Genomic DNA, 15,438 nt, shown 5'->3' on the forward strand with positions numbered 1-15,438 from the left:
AAAGAAAGGTGGTGATCGCGCGAGGTTCGGCCCCGGCGACAACTAGAGGGAGGGTCGTCCATTATGGGCTCGAGTATAGGCCAAATTCCTGCGTATCTGCTGCTGAGCTACCAACTCACGGGCAACGCTTTGCCCTCTTCGTACCCTGCTGCCGACTGGATTCCTACGAGCGCCCGCTCGTGGAACTCGCCAAGGTTCGCCGCTCCCGCGTACGTGAACGAGCTTCGTACTCCCGCGGTAATCATGTCTACCAAATCGTCAATCGACGGTCGTGCTGGATCGAGGTAGATCTTCGAGCCAGAAATTCCTTCCGCAAATAGCTCTTTTCTGGCCAATTCATAGGGGTCAAGTCCACCGAAACGGGCGCGAACTGCCTTCGTGGATGCCATGCCCCAACTGGTCTTGTACAGCGCACCATTATCGTCATGACGCAGCTCGCCCGGCGCTTCGATTGTGCCAGCAAACCATGAACCGACCATAACGGATGCCGCACCCGCGGCGAGCGCCAACGCAACGTCTCGCGGGTAACGCACTCCGCCGTCAGCCCACACGTGAGCTCCAAGTTCGCGCGCGGTCGCCGCCGTCTCAAGTACCGCCGAGAACTGCGGACGCCCCACAGCGGTCATCATGCGGGTCGTGCACATCGCACCGGGGCCGACACCGACCTTGATGATGGTTGCGCCGGCAGCAACCAGATCGCGGACGGCCGCTGCCGTCACCACGTTTCCGGCCGCAATAGCCACTCCAAGATTGAGCGCAGCGACCTTCTCCACCGCCGTCACCATCCCCTGTTGATGACCGTGGGCCGTATCAAGAACGATGGTGCTCGCTCCGGCCGCCACGAGTGCGCGAGCGCGGGATTCAACGTCCCCATTGATCCCGAGCGCAGCAGCCACCGCCAGCGTGCCCTCGCTGTCGAGAGCGGGCGCGTAAAGCGTCGAACGCAGAGCACTCTTGACACTCGTCGAGCCAATAACTGTGTCGCCGTCCGTCACCGGCGCAAAATTGATTCCACGCTCAATCAGCAAATCAAAGAGCTCGCGCGCTGAACCGAACTCCGAACGGTCGATCGCGTGAGTCTCGCGTCGCGCCAGATCGCCGAGGGCAGCCCCCGGCATTGCTTCGCCCAAACGTTCGGCATCGACAACACCAACGAGGGCGCCATTGTCGAGGAGTACCACTCCGTGACCGGTGAGCGGCGGAACCTGAAGTAGTGCATGCTCAACCGAATCGCGGGGGCTCAGAAACACAGCCGAATCGCAATCAACCGGCTGTGAGCGCACCCAAGCGATTGCGGCATCCATGTCTTCACGGTTGAGATCTTGTGGCAGAACGCCGAGACCACCACGCCGTGCCAGACTGGCCGCGAGGCGTGGCCCCGTAACCGAGCTCATATTGGATGCTACGAGCGGAATAGTCGCCGGAGTGCCGTCTCCGGGGATTAGCGATACTGCCATTCGGCTGCCGACCGTTGAGTGGCTAGGAACTAAAAACACGTCTGAGTAGGTCAGGTCGTGTCGCGGCGAAGTCTCGTAGAAATCCATAGTGGCCAGCGTAATCGCCTCCCAATGGGAACATTCTTGATAATTGCAGCAAAAAAGCGTGATCCGCGCGCCCGACGGCCAGCAGACGCACAACAAAGCGATTAAGATTGGATGCGATGTCCGGCGTGCAGAATGTGCGTCACTTTTTCCCACACCAGAACTGAAAGTAGGCGGTTTGACGTGTCAGGCCAAGTAACCGGAATCGCACCAGAAGGTGAATCCTCGGGCGAGTTCGGGGCCAACGAATGGTTGGTCGACGAGATGTACGAAAAGTACCTCGAAGACAAGAATCTTGTAGATGAAGCGTGGTGGCCGTTCCTTGAGAACTACCAGCCCGCAGTAGATCCCACCCCGGCAGCTTCCACAGCTAAGGCTGAGGCTCCTGTCGAGGGGAAGCCAGAAACACCTACTGCGGCAGAGCAGCCGCCCGCGGACCCGAAGTCAGCAGATGCGCCAGCGCCGACAGACAAGCCCGTGTCAGCAGACAAGCCCGCGCCGACAGAAAAACCTGCGCCGACAGAAAAGCCGTTCGTCGACGAGCCCAACCCGAGCACAGGCAGCCAGCCCGTCGCGCGCACCACCTCGGTCGAACCCAAGCCGCAACCAATTCCGGCAGAAGCGCCCGCCACCGCGCCAATTGACACGACTCAGGCCCCCGCCGCGCCGAAGCCCCAAGCTGAGAACAGTGTTGCTCCTCTTCGTGGCGCAGCCAAAAGCCTTGCAGCGAACATGGACTCGAGCCTCACGGTTCCGACCGCTACAAGCGTTCGTACCATTCCTGCCAAGCTCATGATTGACAACCGCATTGTCATCAACAACCATCTCAAGCGTGCGCGCGGCGGCAAGGTGTCGTTCACGCACCTCATCGCGTGGGCGATCATCCAGACTCTCAAAGAGTTCCCCAGCCAGAATGTCTACTACGACGAGCCCGAGGGTAAGCCTTCAGTCGTCACTCCCGCACATATCAACTTGGGAATTGCCATAGACATGCCCAAGCCCGATGGCACCCGTTCACTCGTGGTGCCCGGCATTAAACAGGCCGAAACGATGGGTTTCGGTGAGTTCCTTGTTGCCTATGAAGACGTTGTGTCACGCGCTCGCGCCAACCAGCTCACGGCCACCGACTATCAGGGCAACACGATTTCGCTGACTAACCCGGGTGGAATCGGCACCGAGCACTCCGTTCCTCGCCTCATGCGTGGCTCGGGCACGATTGTCGGAGCCGGCGCACTGGAGTATCCGGCGGAGTTCCGGGGCGCAAGCGTTCGCACGGTCACCGAGCTCGGCATCGGAAAGACGGTGACGCTCACGAGCACCTATGACCACCGCGTTATCCAGGGTGCCGGTTCGGGCGAGTTCCTCAAGAAGATCAACGAACGCCTCACCGGTGAGCACCACTTCTATGAAGACATCTTCGCCGCACTGCGCATCCCCTATGACCCGATCCACTGGGCCAACGACATCAGCGTCGACCTTGCCGACAACGTCAACAAGACCTCGCGCGTTCAGGAACTGATCAACTCCTTCCGGGTTCGCGGCCACCTCATGGCCGACACCGATCCGCTGGAATACCGCCAGCGTTCACACCCCGACCTCGACATCTCGAGCCACGGTCTCACGTTCTGGGATCTCGACCGCGAATTCGTTACCGGTGGCTTTGGTGGTAAGCGTCAGGCACTGCTGCGCGAGATCCTCGGAATGCTCCGCGACGCCTACTGCCGCACTGTGGGCATCGAGTACATGCACATTCAAGACCCAGAACAGCGTCGCTGGATTCAGGATCACGTCGAGAAGCCGTACTCGAAGCCAGGCCACGATGAGCAAATGCGCATCCTTGGCAAGCTCAACGAGGCCGAAGCTTTCGAAACTTTCCTGCAGACCAAATACGTCGGTCAGAAGCGCTTCAGCCTTGAAGGTGGAGAGTCAACGATCGCCCTATTGGATGCCGTTATTCAGAAAGCCGCCGAAGCCAACCTCGAAGAGGTAGCAATCGGCATGGCACACCGCGGTCGCCTGAGTGTTCTCACGAATATCGCCGGAAAGACCTACGGTCAAATTTTCCGCGAGTTCGAAGGAACTCAAGACCCGCGCACGGTTCAAGGTTCGGGTGACGTGAAGTACCACCTCGGCACCGAGGGCACTTTCACCGCTGCCGATGGCCGACAGATTCCTGTCTACTTGGCGGCAAACCCTTCACACCTTGAGGCCGTCGATGGCGTACTTGAGGGCATTGTTCGCGCTAAGCAGGATCGACGCCCGATTGGCTCCTACGCGGTTCTCCCTGTGATGGTTCACGGTGATGCCGCAATGGCAGGCCAAGGCATCGTGGTTGAAATCTTGCAGATGTCGCAACTGCGCGCGTATCGCACCGGCGGAACCATCCACGTAAACATCAATAATCAGGTGGGGTTCACGACCCCTCCCGGTGAGGCTCGCACGTCGCAGTACTCAAGTGATGTTGCCAAGACAGTTCAGGCTCCGATCTTCCACGTCAACGGTGATGATCCCGAGGCTGTGGTTCGGGTGTCTGAACTCGCTTTTGCGTACCGCCAGAAATTCCACCGCGATGTTGTTATCGATCTGATTTGTTACCGCCGTCGTGGTCACAACGAGGGCGACGATCCTTCGATGACGCAGCCTCTGATGTACAACCTCATCGAAGCCAAGCGTTCCGTTCGCACCCTGTACACGGAGGGTCTCGTCGGTCGCGGCGATATCACTCAGGAAGAGTACGAGGCCAGTCACCAGGACTTCCAGGACCGTCTCGAGCGCGCATTCGCTGAAACGCATGCGGCCCAGACAGGTTCGATGCCCATCCTCACCCAGGATGGCAATGGGGTTTCCGACCTTGAGCGTCCGGGCTCGCAGCGCGACGATGCGATCGGTGAACCCATGACGACAGGAATCGACGAGAGCATTGTTCAGCTCATCGGTGATGCACATGGCAACCCGCCCGCTAACTTCACGGTGCACAACAAGCTGCAGGCGCTACTGCGCAAGCGTGTCGATATGAGCCGCAAGGGCGCCATCGACTGGGCATTCGCCGAACTGTTGGCGATCGGTTCAGTGCTACTCGAAGGCACACCGGTGCGCATGGCGGGTCAGGATGCTCGCCGCGGCACTTTTGTGCAGCGTCACGCTGTGCTGCATGATCGCGAGAATGGTCAAGAGTGGCTGCCCCTCCAGAACCTCTCTGAAAACCAGTCACGCTTCTGGATCTATGACTCGCTTCTCAGCGAATATGCTGCCGTGGGATTCGAGTACGGCTATTCCGTGGAACGCGCCGATGCTCTCGTCATGTGGGAGGCTCAGTTCGGTGACTTCGCCAATGGCGCTCAGGTCGTTATTGACGAGTTCATTTCTAGCGCCGAGCAAAAGTGGTCGCAACGGTCAAGCGTTGTCATGCTGTTGCCGCACGGTTACGAAGGGCAGGGGCCTGACCACTCGTCTGCACGAATCGAGCGCTACTTGCAGTTGTGTGCCGAGAACAACATGATCGTTGCTCGCCCCTCAACTCCGGCCTCGTACTTCCACTTGCTGCGTCGTCAGGCATATTCGAGACCGCGCCGACCCCTCATCGTGTTCACGCCAAAGGCGATGCTGCGATTGCGCGGGGCAACCAGTGATGTCGCTGACTTCACGAGCGGCCGATTCGAGCCGGTGCTGGATGATGTCCGTCTCGAAGACAGGTCGGGTGTTACTCGTGTAATTGTCACGTCGGGAAAGACCTACTACGACATCGTCGCCGAGCTCGACAAGCGTGAGATCACTCACATTGCTGTCGTGCGCATGGAGCAGTTCTACCCGCTGCCCGTTACCGACATGACCGAGGTGCTCGCTCAGTACCCGAACGCCGATGTCGTGTGGACTCAGGATGAGCCCGAGAATCAGGGTGCATGGCCATTCATTAGCTTGGAACTGGCTCGTCACCTGAGGTCGGGCGAAATCAAGCTTGCGTCGCGGCCGGCTGCTGCGTCACCAGCAACGGGTTCGTCGAAGCGCAGCGTGCTTGAGCAGGCCGAGTTGATCGACCATGCCATTACACAGCCCTAGTTTCGCAAAACCGCGTTAACGACGAAAGCGGGCGTCCTCCTCGGAGGATGCCCGCTTTCGCTTTTGCATGGGTCTCTCGTTCGTATCGTGTCGCGATTTCGCACTGTGCTAGACACAGCGACGCACTAAGAACTGGTGAAAGTTAGGCGCCTGCCAGCTTCGACAGGATCGCGCTGCGGAGTTCTTCTGGCGCAGTTTCGCGACACGCCTGCTTGACCTTGAGCTTCAGCGCGAGCGCAACGAGATGTTCGCTCGTGCACGACTCGCAGTTATCGAGGTGATCTGAGACGTCCTGAAAGTCTGCTTCGTTGAGCTCGCGGTCGAGGTACTCCTCGAGCTCAGCTTTCGCTTTTTCACAACCACAATCGGTCATTTCTTGCTCCTTGATGGTGCTGGCGTGCCAGGGGTGCGATCACGCGCATAGTCGGCAAGCAGTTCGCGCAACATCCGACGGCCACGGTGCAGTCGGCTCATTACGGTCCCCACGGGGGTTTTCATGATTTCGGCGATCTCTTGATAGGAGAAGCCTTCAACGTCGGCAAAATAGACGGCGAGTCGAAAGTCTTCGGGGATCGACTGAAGTGCGTCTTTTACTGCACTGTCGGGTAGGTGATCGATCGCTTCCGCTTCAGCTGAACGCGTGGAGACCGACTGAGTTATCGACTCTGCGCCGCCCAGCTGCCAATCTTCGAGTTCATCGATCGTTCCTTGGTAAGGATTGCGCTGATTCTTGCGATAGATGTTGATGAACGTGTTTGTCTGGATACGGTACAGCCACGCCTTGAGGTTCGTACCCTGCTGAAACTGCCCAAACGCTTGAAACGCTTTGACAAACGTTTCTTGTACAAGGTCTGCAGCATCGCTGGGGTTGCGCGTCATACGCATTGCGGCACCAAAGAGTTGGTCCATAAAGGGCAGTGCTTGCTCTTCGAACAGCCGTCGCTTGTCATCTGCGGCGGCGTCAGTGGCGCTGTGCTCAACTCTGTCGGTAGTCATCAGCAACAATTCTAGTTCGCTGATCACGGCATCCGGCTGAGTGCTCAGTAGTGCAGTCATGCTGGTGCCTCCTCCGTGCTGTCTCAAACGCCGATACTCTTAGTAACTAATGTTCGTATCCAAGTATTCCAACCCAGAGTTCAGCCCGTACGATGACGACTCGGTGCCCGAGACTATGGTGCCCGGAAATTGGCCCGCACCGACGGTGACTCACGCCCTGTCGGCATCGTTGAGCCTTCCTGGCAGCAAGAGCTTGACTAACCGTGAGCTCGTTTTGGCAGCTCTGGCAGACGGCCCGTCCCGCCTGCATGCCCCCCTGCACTCGCGAGACAGCGCACTCATGATCCAGGCATTGCGCGCTCTCGGCGTGGCAATCGACGAGATCCCCACGGGCAACGTTTTTGGCCCTGACCTTGCGGTCACCCCAGCCGAGCTCGAGGGTGGCAGTTCGATCGATTGCGGCCTCGCCGGAACAGTGATGCGGTTCTTGCCTCCCGTGGCTGCTCTCGCTCTTGGGCCGATTGCGTTCGATGGGGATGATGCGGCACGCCGTCGACCGATGCGCACGACCATTGACTCGCTCCGTGCCCTTGGGGTGGATGTTTCCGACGATGGTCGCGGAACGCTCCCTTTCAGCCTCTACGGCATGGGTTCAGTCGCGGGTGGAGAGATCAGTATCGATGCTTCGGCGTCGAGTCAGTTTGTTTCAGGCTTGCTCTTGGCTGCAGCCCGTTTTGATAACGGCCTCACTCTGCGTCACACCGGCGAGAAATTGCCGAGCATGCCCCACATCGAGATGACAATTGCGTGCTTGGCTGCGCGTGGTGTCATCGTCGAGAGCCCTGAGCCTGGCGTGTGGATTGTGCCCGCTGGTCCGATTCGTGCGATCGATGTTTCCCTTGAGCCCGACCTCTCGAACGCTGCCCCGTTCTTGGCGGCCGCTGTTGTCGCTGGCGGAACCGTCACCATTGAGGGGTGGCCAGCATCCACAACTCAAGTGGGCGCAGACCTCGAACAGCTCTTGCCCCTGTTTGGTGCAACGGCCACGCGAGCCGATGGTGCGCTCACGATTGATGGCGGCGCGGGCGTGATCGGCGGCGACAGCTATCCCGGAATCGAACTCGATCTGAGCACCGGCGGCGAACTCGCACCAGCGATCGTTGCTTTGGCAGCACTGGCATCGTCCCCGAGCACTATCACCGGCATCGGTCATCTCCGCGGACACGAAACCGACCGTCTTGCCGCGCTCAGCGCAGAAATCAATGCACTCGGTGGAGCCGTGACTGAACTCGACGACGGCCTGCACATTGAGCCCCGGACACTCCACGGCGGGGTGTGGCACAGCTACGAGGATCACCGGATGTCTACCGCCGGTGCAATCATTGGCCTCGCCGTTGACGGCATAGAGATCGAAGGCATCGATGCGACAGCCAAGACTCTCCCCCAGTTCCCAGCGCTGTGGGCGACGCTCGTTGGTGATGCCCCGCTGACCACCACCACTCTCGGGCTGCTGTAACAATGAGTTGGCTTAGTCCAGACGACGAAGACGACGACCGCAAATATAGCGAGTACGACGAGAGTTCGGTGCGCATGCGTCCGAATCCCAAAGCCAACAAGCCACGCAGCAAAATTCGCCCCGAGCACGCAGACGCCATCGAGGGTCGAGTCTTCAGCGTCGACCGCGGCCGATACGGGGTGTGGGTCGATGAAGGAACTGCAGACGAGCGACAGATTATCGCCGCACGTGCACGCGAACTCGGGCGCAACCAGCAGGGCAAAGTGTCGGTCGTCACCGGAGACTGGGTCGACCTCGTCGGTGACACAAGCGGAACTGAAGGAACTCTCGCGCGCATCGTTCGCATCCGCGAGCGCGCAACGCTCCTCCGCCGTAGTGCCGACGACACGGATGCCGTGGAACGCATCATCGTCGCCAACGCCGACCAGATGCTGATTGTTGTTGCCGCTGCCGACCCTGAGCCACGACCGCGACTTGTCGACCGCTATTTGGTTGCGGCGTACGATGCCGGAATTGATCCCATCCTGTGCATCACTAAAACCGACCTGGCCGATCCCGGCCCGTTCCTCGAAAACTTTACCGGGCTCGAATTTCGGGTCATTGCGAGCCGGTCAGATGAGGTGCCGCTCGATGAGCTTCGCGCAGTTTTGGAAGGGCACACCACGGTAGCGGTTGGCCATTCGGGTGTCGGAAAGTCGACACTTGTCAATGCCCTAGTTCCGGATGCGAATCGCGCAGTGGGCCACGTTAACGCGGTTACCGGTCGCGGACGCCACACATCATCGTCGACGATCTCGTACAGGGTCGGTTCTGGCTGGGTTGTGGATACTCCCGGAGTTCGATCATTTGGTCTTGGCCACATCGATCCCAGCAAAATCTTGTCGTCGTTCACTGATTTGGCAGTGCTTGCCGAGGAGTGTCCGCGCGGCTGCACCCACCTTCCGGATGCTCCCGACTGCGCGATCTCCGAAGCAGTAGCGGCTGGGGCGCTCGGGGATGTTGGTCGGCTGCGATTGGATTCGTTTCAGCGGCTCATCACCACGCTGGGTTCCACTAGCGTGTAGGTGTGACCGAATACTCTCTGGCTGACGACCTTTCTCTTGCTCTCGCGCTGGCGGGAGATGCAGACCTCATCTCGCTTGATCGTTTCACCGCGCTCGATCTTGAAGTGACAACCAAGCCAGACCGCACCCCCGTGACGGATGCGGACAAGGCTGTCGAGCGAAGCATCCGTGCCGGCATTGCTGGTGCGCGTCCGGGCGACTCGATTTTCGGCGAAGAGTATGGCGAGGCTGGCGACTCGAATCGCCAGTGGATTATCGACCCTATCGACGGCACCTCCAACTTTCTCCGCGGTGTACCTATCTGGGGCACACTCATTTCGCTCGTGATTGATGGCGTTCCCCAGGTGGGAGTCGTGAGCTCGCCTGCGCTCGGCAAGCGCTGGTGGGCGGCAACCGGTCACGGTGCGTTCGCTCAGGCACACGGCGGTGAACCCGAACAGCTTTCGGTGAGCAAGGTTGCTTCCCTTGATGCCGCATCCATCAGCTACAACAGCTTGTCTGGCTGGGACGGCGCTGGTCGACTTGATGCGGTCGTTGCGCTCACTCGTGCAACGTGGCGGTCACGGGCGATTGGCGACATGTGGGCCTACATGTTGCTTGCCGAAGGCTCTCTGGATGTCGTGGGCGAGTTTGATCTGCAGCCCTACGATATCGCCGCATTAATTCCGATCGTCCTCGAAGCTGGCGGAAAGTTCACGTCAGTTAGTGGTGAGCCCGGCCCGTGGCACGGTAGTGCTCTCGCGACTAACGGCACCCTTCACGACGAGGTTCTGAGTTTCTTGCGCTCGCATTAGCGTTGTCCCGCCGCTGCCGCCGGTAATTTTCTCAAATTCACTAAGCTTGCACCGTACGAAGCGTGACACCTCGACACGAAAGTGACCTTCTTCCATGACGACAGAGAAAATCTGGCGCCGGACGCTTGCGGTCTCAACGGTGGCCGTGGCAACGGTAGCCCTCAGTGGCTGCAGCATCCTCAATCAAGTGACAAACGGCATTTCGGATGCAGTAGACCCTGGGCCTGGCACCACTCAAGATGTTTTCAGTCTCACCGTTGGCGATTGTGAAGCTGCCAGCCCCGCCGAAGGTGAAGTTTCTGAGACCACGGTAATCGACTGCGCCGAGCCTCATCAGGGCGAGATCTACGCTGCGTCCTATTTGCCCGAAGGAGACTTCCCCGGGGGTGCCGCAATCGAAGCTCAGGCTGACAACGATTGCTACACCGAGTTCGAGTCGTTCGTTGGCGCTTATGTCTCAGACTCAATGTACGACTTCTCCTGGTACTACCCCACTGAGCAAAGTTGGGCAGATGGCGATCGCGAGATCCTCTGCATCGCCTATAGCCCTGACGGAGAGGACATTATTGGATCGCTCGCGGGAGTGGCCAAATAGAACATTTTTGCCGCACGAGAAACACTGGGCGTGCTTCGGATACAGGGTGGTAGCCACGATGAAGATCGAATTTGCGGGTTCAGAAAATCACACGCTTGCGGCGCAGCTTGAGCTGCCCGAGGGTACGCCTGCCGCGTTCGCGCTATTTGCCCACTGCTTCACGTGCTCAAAGGATTCCTTCGCCGCATCCCGCATCTCCAAAGCACTGGTTGATTATGGGATAGCGGTATTGCGATTCGACTTCACCGGTCTTGGGGGATCAGATGGTGATTTCGCCAACACAAACTTCAGCTCGAACATTGACGATGTCGTTGCCGCGACAGAGTTCTTGCGCGACAACTATCGTTCCCCCACCTTGCTTATCGGGCATTCGCTCGGCGGTGCCGCTGTCGTTGCTGCCGCCCACCGTGTTCCCTCCGCACAAGCAGTCGTCACGATCGGCAGCCCCAGCGACCCAGCACACGTCGCGAACCTCTTTGCGGGTGCCAGCGACGAGATCGCGAACACGGGTGAAGCGACGGTGCAGCTGGGTGGGCAAGAGTTCCGGATTCGTCAGCAGCTGCTCAAAGACATCGCTGCTCAACCACAAGCCGCTCGGCTGAGAGATTTGGATGCCGCACTTCTCGTCGTCCACTCCCCTGTCGATCAGACGGTCGGCATCGACAACGCCCGCGAGATCTTCGACGCCGCCAGGCATCCCAAATCCTTTGTTGCGCTAGACGGAGCAGACCACCTCTTGAGTAATCGTGATGATGCTGCCTTCGCCGCGAGCATCATTGCTGCTTGGGCTGCGCGGTATGCGTTCGACGGCACCCCCGTCGAGAAACAAGTCGAGACACCAGTCGAGACACCAGACGAGACACCAGACGAGGTGCCGGCTAAAAACTCAGCCCAGACACTAGCAACGGCAACAACAGCGACGACAAGGACGAGGGCGACGACGGGCGCTTCACTTACGAGCGACGGCACGCTGGTCGTCGTAACGGAGAGCGGCCCCGCCCGATACGAGCAACGGGTGTTCGCTTCGGGGCATGAGTTCATCTCCGATGAACCGGCTCCGCACAGCGATAACCATGGCCCCGCACCCTACGATTTCGTTCTCGCGGGGCTCGGCAGCTGCACCTCGATCACAATCAGGATGTATGCCGACCGCAAGAAAATTCCCCTAAAGGGCGTAAGTGTGCGGCTGACTCGCGAACGAATCGACGCCGCCGAGTGCAGCCACTGCACCTCCACCGAGGGCATGGTTGAGCACATTTCTCGGGAGCTCACTTTCGACGGAGATCTCAGTGATCAACAGCGTGAAGCGCTTCTCGTGATCGCCGATAAATGCCCTGTGCATCGAACCTTGGAGGGCGAGATTTCGATCTCGACAAGCATCACGGGCGTCAGCGTGTAGCCGTGGCGACATCCGCCCGTTAGAGTTATTAGGCAAGCCTAACTTTTCGAGTGAAATGAGCTGGCGCCACCGCCAAATGCCTATGACTATTGAACGCGACACCATCAAACACCCTCTCGTCGTCCGACATGTCAGTGTGAGCGCGGTGAGTCACCCCACACCGAATATCGCGCGGATCACTCTGAGCGGTGATGAGCTCGAGGGGTTTGTCAGCAGTGGGCCCGCCGACCACGTCAAGGCCTTTTTTCCCGATCCTGCTACCGGCGAAATCGCTGCTCCTGTCATGACCGAATCCGGCATCAGCAAGCCCAAGGGTCGTGTCGTCATTTCTCGTGACTACACCCCCCTCGGTTTCCGCAGTGCCGATGGCCACCACGAACTCGACATTGATTTTGTTGTTCACGGTGATGACGGCCCCGCATCCGCCTGGGCTGGCAGAGCAGCTGTCGGCGATTCGCTGGTTATTGCTGGCCCACGCGGTTCACGCCTGCTGCCTTCCGGCGCAACCCACGTGATTCTGGTCGCCGATGAAACCGCACTTCCCGCCAGCTCACGGTGGATCGATATGCTCCCCACCTCAGTGCACGTCACCGCACTGTTCGATGTGTCCGACGAGAGTGTTGAAAGCTACTTCAGCGACGAGCACAAGGCACGCATGTCGGCGGAGTGGTTCTACCGCCGCGACGGACTCGGTCAGCTGGATGCTGCACTGCGGGCACTCGGCGAGATCGGCGAATCGACCTTTGTCTTCCTCGCCGGGGAGGCTACAACCCTAGTTCCCCTGCGTCGCTACCTTCGCCGTGAGCTGGGTCTGCCTAAGCAGCAGGTGACGGCCGACGGGTACTGGCGTCGCGGCGTCACGAATGCCGACCACCACGAGCCGCTCGATCCCACAGATCCTGAGGATTAGCAGCGCGAACGCTCGCGCTTACCCTGCCTGCACATCCGCTCAACTCCCCCTCAGCATCCGCCCACTAGTCCGCCGTGGTTCGCGACCGAAAGTGTATGCTGAGGGCACAAGTGAACAGCCGTCATACCGCTGCGGGAGAGCCCTTCCGATCGTTGGTTGGCGCCGTAGGAGCAAACCCTCTCCGGGAATCTCTCAGGCACCAGTACCGCAGTGGCTAGGCAACTCTGAAAAGTAGTCGGCCCTGTCCGACTCGCCGACGGGGCAACGCAACGCCACAAGCGTGCGGAAACTCTCAGGCCCAATACAGAGCGGAGAGGACTCAACGACGCCCGCACGACGATGTGTGGTGAAGAAATGGAGTCACCGTGCCAGTACGCAACCTGACGCCCAGAACTGAAGTACCGACGCCCTCCCTAGAAGAGGTGCCGCTCAGCAGCTTCGACCTGTTCACCGTCGGCATCGGCCCCTCCAGCTCTCACACGGTCGGCCCGATGCGCGCGGCTGCATCATTCGCTGCAGATCTTGCCGAACACCGGATGCTCGATTCTGTCGCCTCGCTCAGCGTGCGACTCTATGGCTCTCTTGCCGCTACGGGCGCAGGTCACGGCACCATGAGTGCTGTGCTCATCGGGTTGGAGGGAAAGCTTCCCGACCAGGTTCTTCCCGCGGAGATGGAAACGATCCTTGAGCGCATCGAGAGCTCAGGGATGCTTCAGCTTGCTGGTAGCCGGCAAGTTCCGTTCACCGAGGGCGCGATTGCGCTGCATCCGCTCACGGTGCTTGACGGGCATCCGAATGGCATGCGTTTCGCGGCATACGATGCCGACGGTGGCGCTGTGCTCGAGGCAACGTACTTCTCGATCGGTGGCGGATTCATCTACCGGGAGGGTGACAACCGTGACGGCAGCTCGTCCACCGACGCCGCCACAGCCGCCGATCCCCTACCGTTCCGCACTGCCGCACAGTTGCTTGCTCACTGCCGAGCCGAGGGCCTCAGCTTCAGCGGCGTGATGCTGCGCAACGAACTCGCGCGTCGCACGAAGGATGAAGTGACCGCTGGTCTCCTGCATATCCGCGATGTCATGGACGAATGCAAGAACAGCAGTCTCGAGCGCACTGGCAATCTTCCCGGGACCCTCAATGTGCGTCGGCGCGCACCCGACTGGCACGCACGCTTGCGCCGCGAAGATCCCGACCGTGATCCAGCCTTCTGGCAGGAGTGGGTGAATCTGGTTGCTCTCGCAGTCAACGAGGAGAATGCGTCGGGTGGCCGCGTCGTCACAGCGCCGACCAACGGCGCTGCTGGCATCATCCCCGCCGTCCTTTTCTACGCAACGCACTATGCGCCCGGGATGAAGGATGCCGATCAGGCAACGAGGGATGACGCCACAGTGCGTTTCTTGCTCGCCAGTGCCGCTGTCGGAGTGCTCTATAAGCGCATGGCGTCGATCTCTGGAGCCGAGGTCGGATGCCAGGGTGAGGTCGGTTCAGCATCGTCAATGGCTGCGGCCGGGCTAGCCGAAATCTTAGGCGGAACACCCGAGCAGGTAGAGAACGCAGCAGAAATCGCGATGGAGCACAATCTCGGCCTCACGTGCGATCCGATCGGGGGTCTCGTGCAGATTCCGTGCATCGAACGGAACGCGATCGCTGCGGCCAAAGCAATCAATGCGGCGAAAATGGCGCTGTGGGGTGATGGAACTCACCGGGTTTCCCTTGATGAAGTCATCATCACGATGGCCGAAACCGGTAAAGACATGAGCTCACGCTACAAAGAAACGTCAATGGGCGGGCTCGCCGTCAACGTCGTGGAGTGCTAACGAGCTGCTCGGACATACCGCAACAGGAGCGTTCCATCAGCACCGCTGAGAGCCTGCGCAAGTGCCATGTCTTGCGGCGTCGCTTCGGCAGCATCCACGATCCGTCGCGCTGAACCACCTTCTAACCGAGGGCTAAGGGTCAAACAGAGCTCGTCGACGACTCCCTCAGCGATCATCGTTGCGAACAGGGTCGGCCCACCTTCGCTGTGAAGCTGCGGATACCCTCGCTCGGCCAGCGCGTGTTTCAACTCGACGGTGTCGACGGAGGTATCGCCGGCAATTATTATCTCGGCCACCTTCTCCACCCGCGCGCGAGCCTGCTCCGAGGCACTTTCAGTAGTGATGATGAAGGGCCGCGTCGCGTAACTGGCGAGGTCGTTCGGTTCCAGTCGCAGTGACGCACTCACGACAGCGAATGGTGGCTGCGCAGACAGACCATTGGCTGTTCGCCACGCCACAGCCTCGTCGTCGAGAGCGAGATTTCGGTAACCCTCTTGGCGCACCGTGCCAGCACCAACAACAATCACATCCGCGAGCCTGCGCAACAGCGCGAAAACACGGCCATCGGCGTCTGTGCCGAGTCCTCCCGATGTTCCCTCGTGAGTTGCTGCACCATCAATGCTGGAAATGAAGTTGGCGCGCAACCAGGGCACCGAACGATCCGCCACAGAGTAGCTGGCTAGCAGCTGTTCGTCTGTGAGAGAAGCGCCCGCCATCAGCGTGTGGATCTCGGATGCGTTTACCATG

General features: G+C 59.8%; 12 protein-coding genes and 1 riboswitch. Of the genes, 8 read left to right on the forward strand and 4 right to left on the reverse strand.

Annotated features, from left to right (window positions below; all coding sequences use genetic code 11):
* Window positions 1-107 precede the first annotated feature (107 nt).
* Window positions 108-1,544, reverse strand: a complete 1,437-nt coding sequence (locus AADH44_RS08855; RefSeq protein ID WP_341952425.1) for a GuaB1 family IMP dehydrogenase-related protein — start codon at window positions 1,542-1,544, stop codon at window positions 108-110.
* Between the two features lie 180 nt (window positions 1,545-1,724).
* On the opposite strand from AADH44_RS08855, the gene AADH44_RS08860 reads away from it, so the two are divergent.
* On the forward strand, window positions 1,725-5,597 hold the full coding sequence (locus AADH44_RS08860; RefSeq protein WP_341952426.1) for a multifunctional oxoglutarate decarboxylase/oxoglutarate dehydrogenase thiamine pyrophosphate-binding subunit/dihydrolipoyllysine-residue succinyltransferase subunit: 3,873 nt from the start codon (window positions 1,725-1,727) through the stop codon (window positions 5,595-5,597).
* Window positions 5,598-5,739: 142 nt separating this feature from the next.
* Here the strand turns inward: AADH44_RS08860 and AADH44_RS08865 are convergent, their stop codons facing one another.
* Window positions 5,740-5,970, reverse strand: a complete 231-nt coding sequence (locus AADH44_RS08865; protein ID WP_341952427.1) for a zf-HC2 domain-containing protein — start codon at window positions 5,968-5,970, stop codon at window positions 5,740-5,742.
* A complete protein-coding gene (locus AADH44_RS08870; RefSeq protein ID WP_341952428.1) occupies window positions 5,967-6,653 on the reverse strand; it encodes a sigma-70 family RNA polymerase sigma factor in 687 nt (228 codons plus the stop codon). The genes AADH44_RS08865 and AADH44_RS08870 overlap by 4 nt, the downstream gene beginning before the upstream one ends.
* A gap of 49 nt (window positions 6,654-6,702) precedes the next feature.
* Between AADH44_RS08870 and aroA the strand changes: the two genes are divergently transcribed.
* From aroA to AADH44_RS08905, 7 genes are all read left to right on the forward strand, one after another.
* Entirely contained in the window at window positions 6,703-8,109 is a 1,407-nt protein-coding gene (gene aroA / locus AADH44_RS08875; protein ID WP_341952429.1) for a 3-phosphoshikimate 1-carboxyvinyltransferase, read from the forward strand.
* 2 nt (window positions 8,110-8,111) lie between these two features.
* Window positions 8,112-9,173 carry a ribosome small subunit-dependent GTPase A gene (rsgA, locus tag AADH44_RS08880; RefSeq protein ID WP_341952430.1) on the forward strand — a complete coding sequence of 354 codons (1,062 nt, stop codon included), beginning with the start codon at window positions 8,112-8,114 and terminating at the stop codon, window positions 9,171-9,173.
* Between the two features lie 2 nt (window positions 9,174-9,175).
* Window positions 9,176-9,967, forward strand: a complete 792-nt coding sequence (locus AADH44_RS08885; RefSeq protein ID WP_341952431.1) for an inositol monophosphatase family protein — start codon at window positions 9,176-9,178, stop codon at window positions 9,965-9,967.
* Window positions 9,968-10,061: 94 nt separating this feature from the next.
* Window positions 10,062-10,562, forward strand: a complete 501-nt coding sequence (locus AADH44_RS08890) for a septum formation family protein (protein ID WP_341952432.1) — start codon at window positions 10,062-10,064, stop codon at window positions 10,560-10,562.
* Window positions 10,563-10,620: 58 nt separating this feature from the next.
* On the forward strand, window positions 10,621-11,961 hold the full coding sequence (locus AADH44_RS08895; protein WP_341952434.1) for a bifunctional alpha/beta hydrolase/OsmC family protein: 1,341 nt from the start codon (window positions 10,621-10,623) through the stop codon (window positions 11,959-11,961).
* Between the two features lie 82 nt (window positions 11,962-12,043).
* Entirely contained in the window at window positions 12,044-12,871 is an 828-nt protein-coding gene (locus tag AADH44_RS08900; protein ID WP_341952435.1) for a siderophore-interacting protein, read from the forward strand.
* Window positions 12,872-12,993: 122 nt separating this feature from the next.
* Window positions 12,994-13,089, forward strand: a riboswitch (glycine riboswitch).
* A 204-nt stretch (window positions 13,090-13,293) separates the two neighbouring features.
* Window positions 13,294-14,691, forward strand: coding sequence for an L-serine ammonia-lyase (locus AADH44_RS08905; protein ID WP_341954973.1), 1,398 nt, complete (start codon window positions 13,294-13,296; stop codon window positions 14,689-14,691).
* Here the strand turns inward: AADH44_RS08905 and AADH44_RS08910 are convergent.
* Window positions 14,688-15,437, reverse strand: coding sequence for a pyrimidine reductase family protein (locus AADH44_RS08910; RefSeq protein ID WP_341952436.1), 750 nt, complete (start codon window positions 15,435-15,437; stop codon window positions 14,688-14,690). The genes AADH44_RS08905 and AADH44_RS08910 overlap by 4 nt on opposite strands.
* Between the last annotated feature and the right edge of the window lies 1 nt (window position 15,438).

It is taken from the genome of Salinibacterium sp. TMP30 (genome assembly GCF_038397785.1).
Taxonomy (GTDB): domain Bacteria; phylum Actinomycetota; class Actinomycetes; order Actinomycetales; family Microbacteriaceae; genus Rhodoglobus.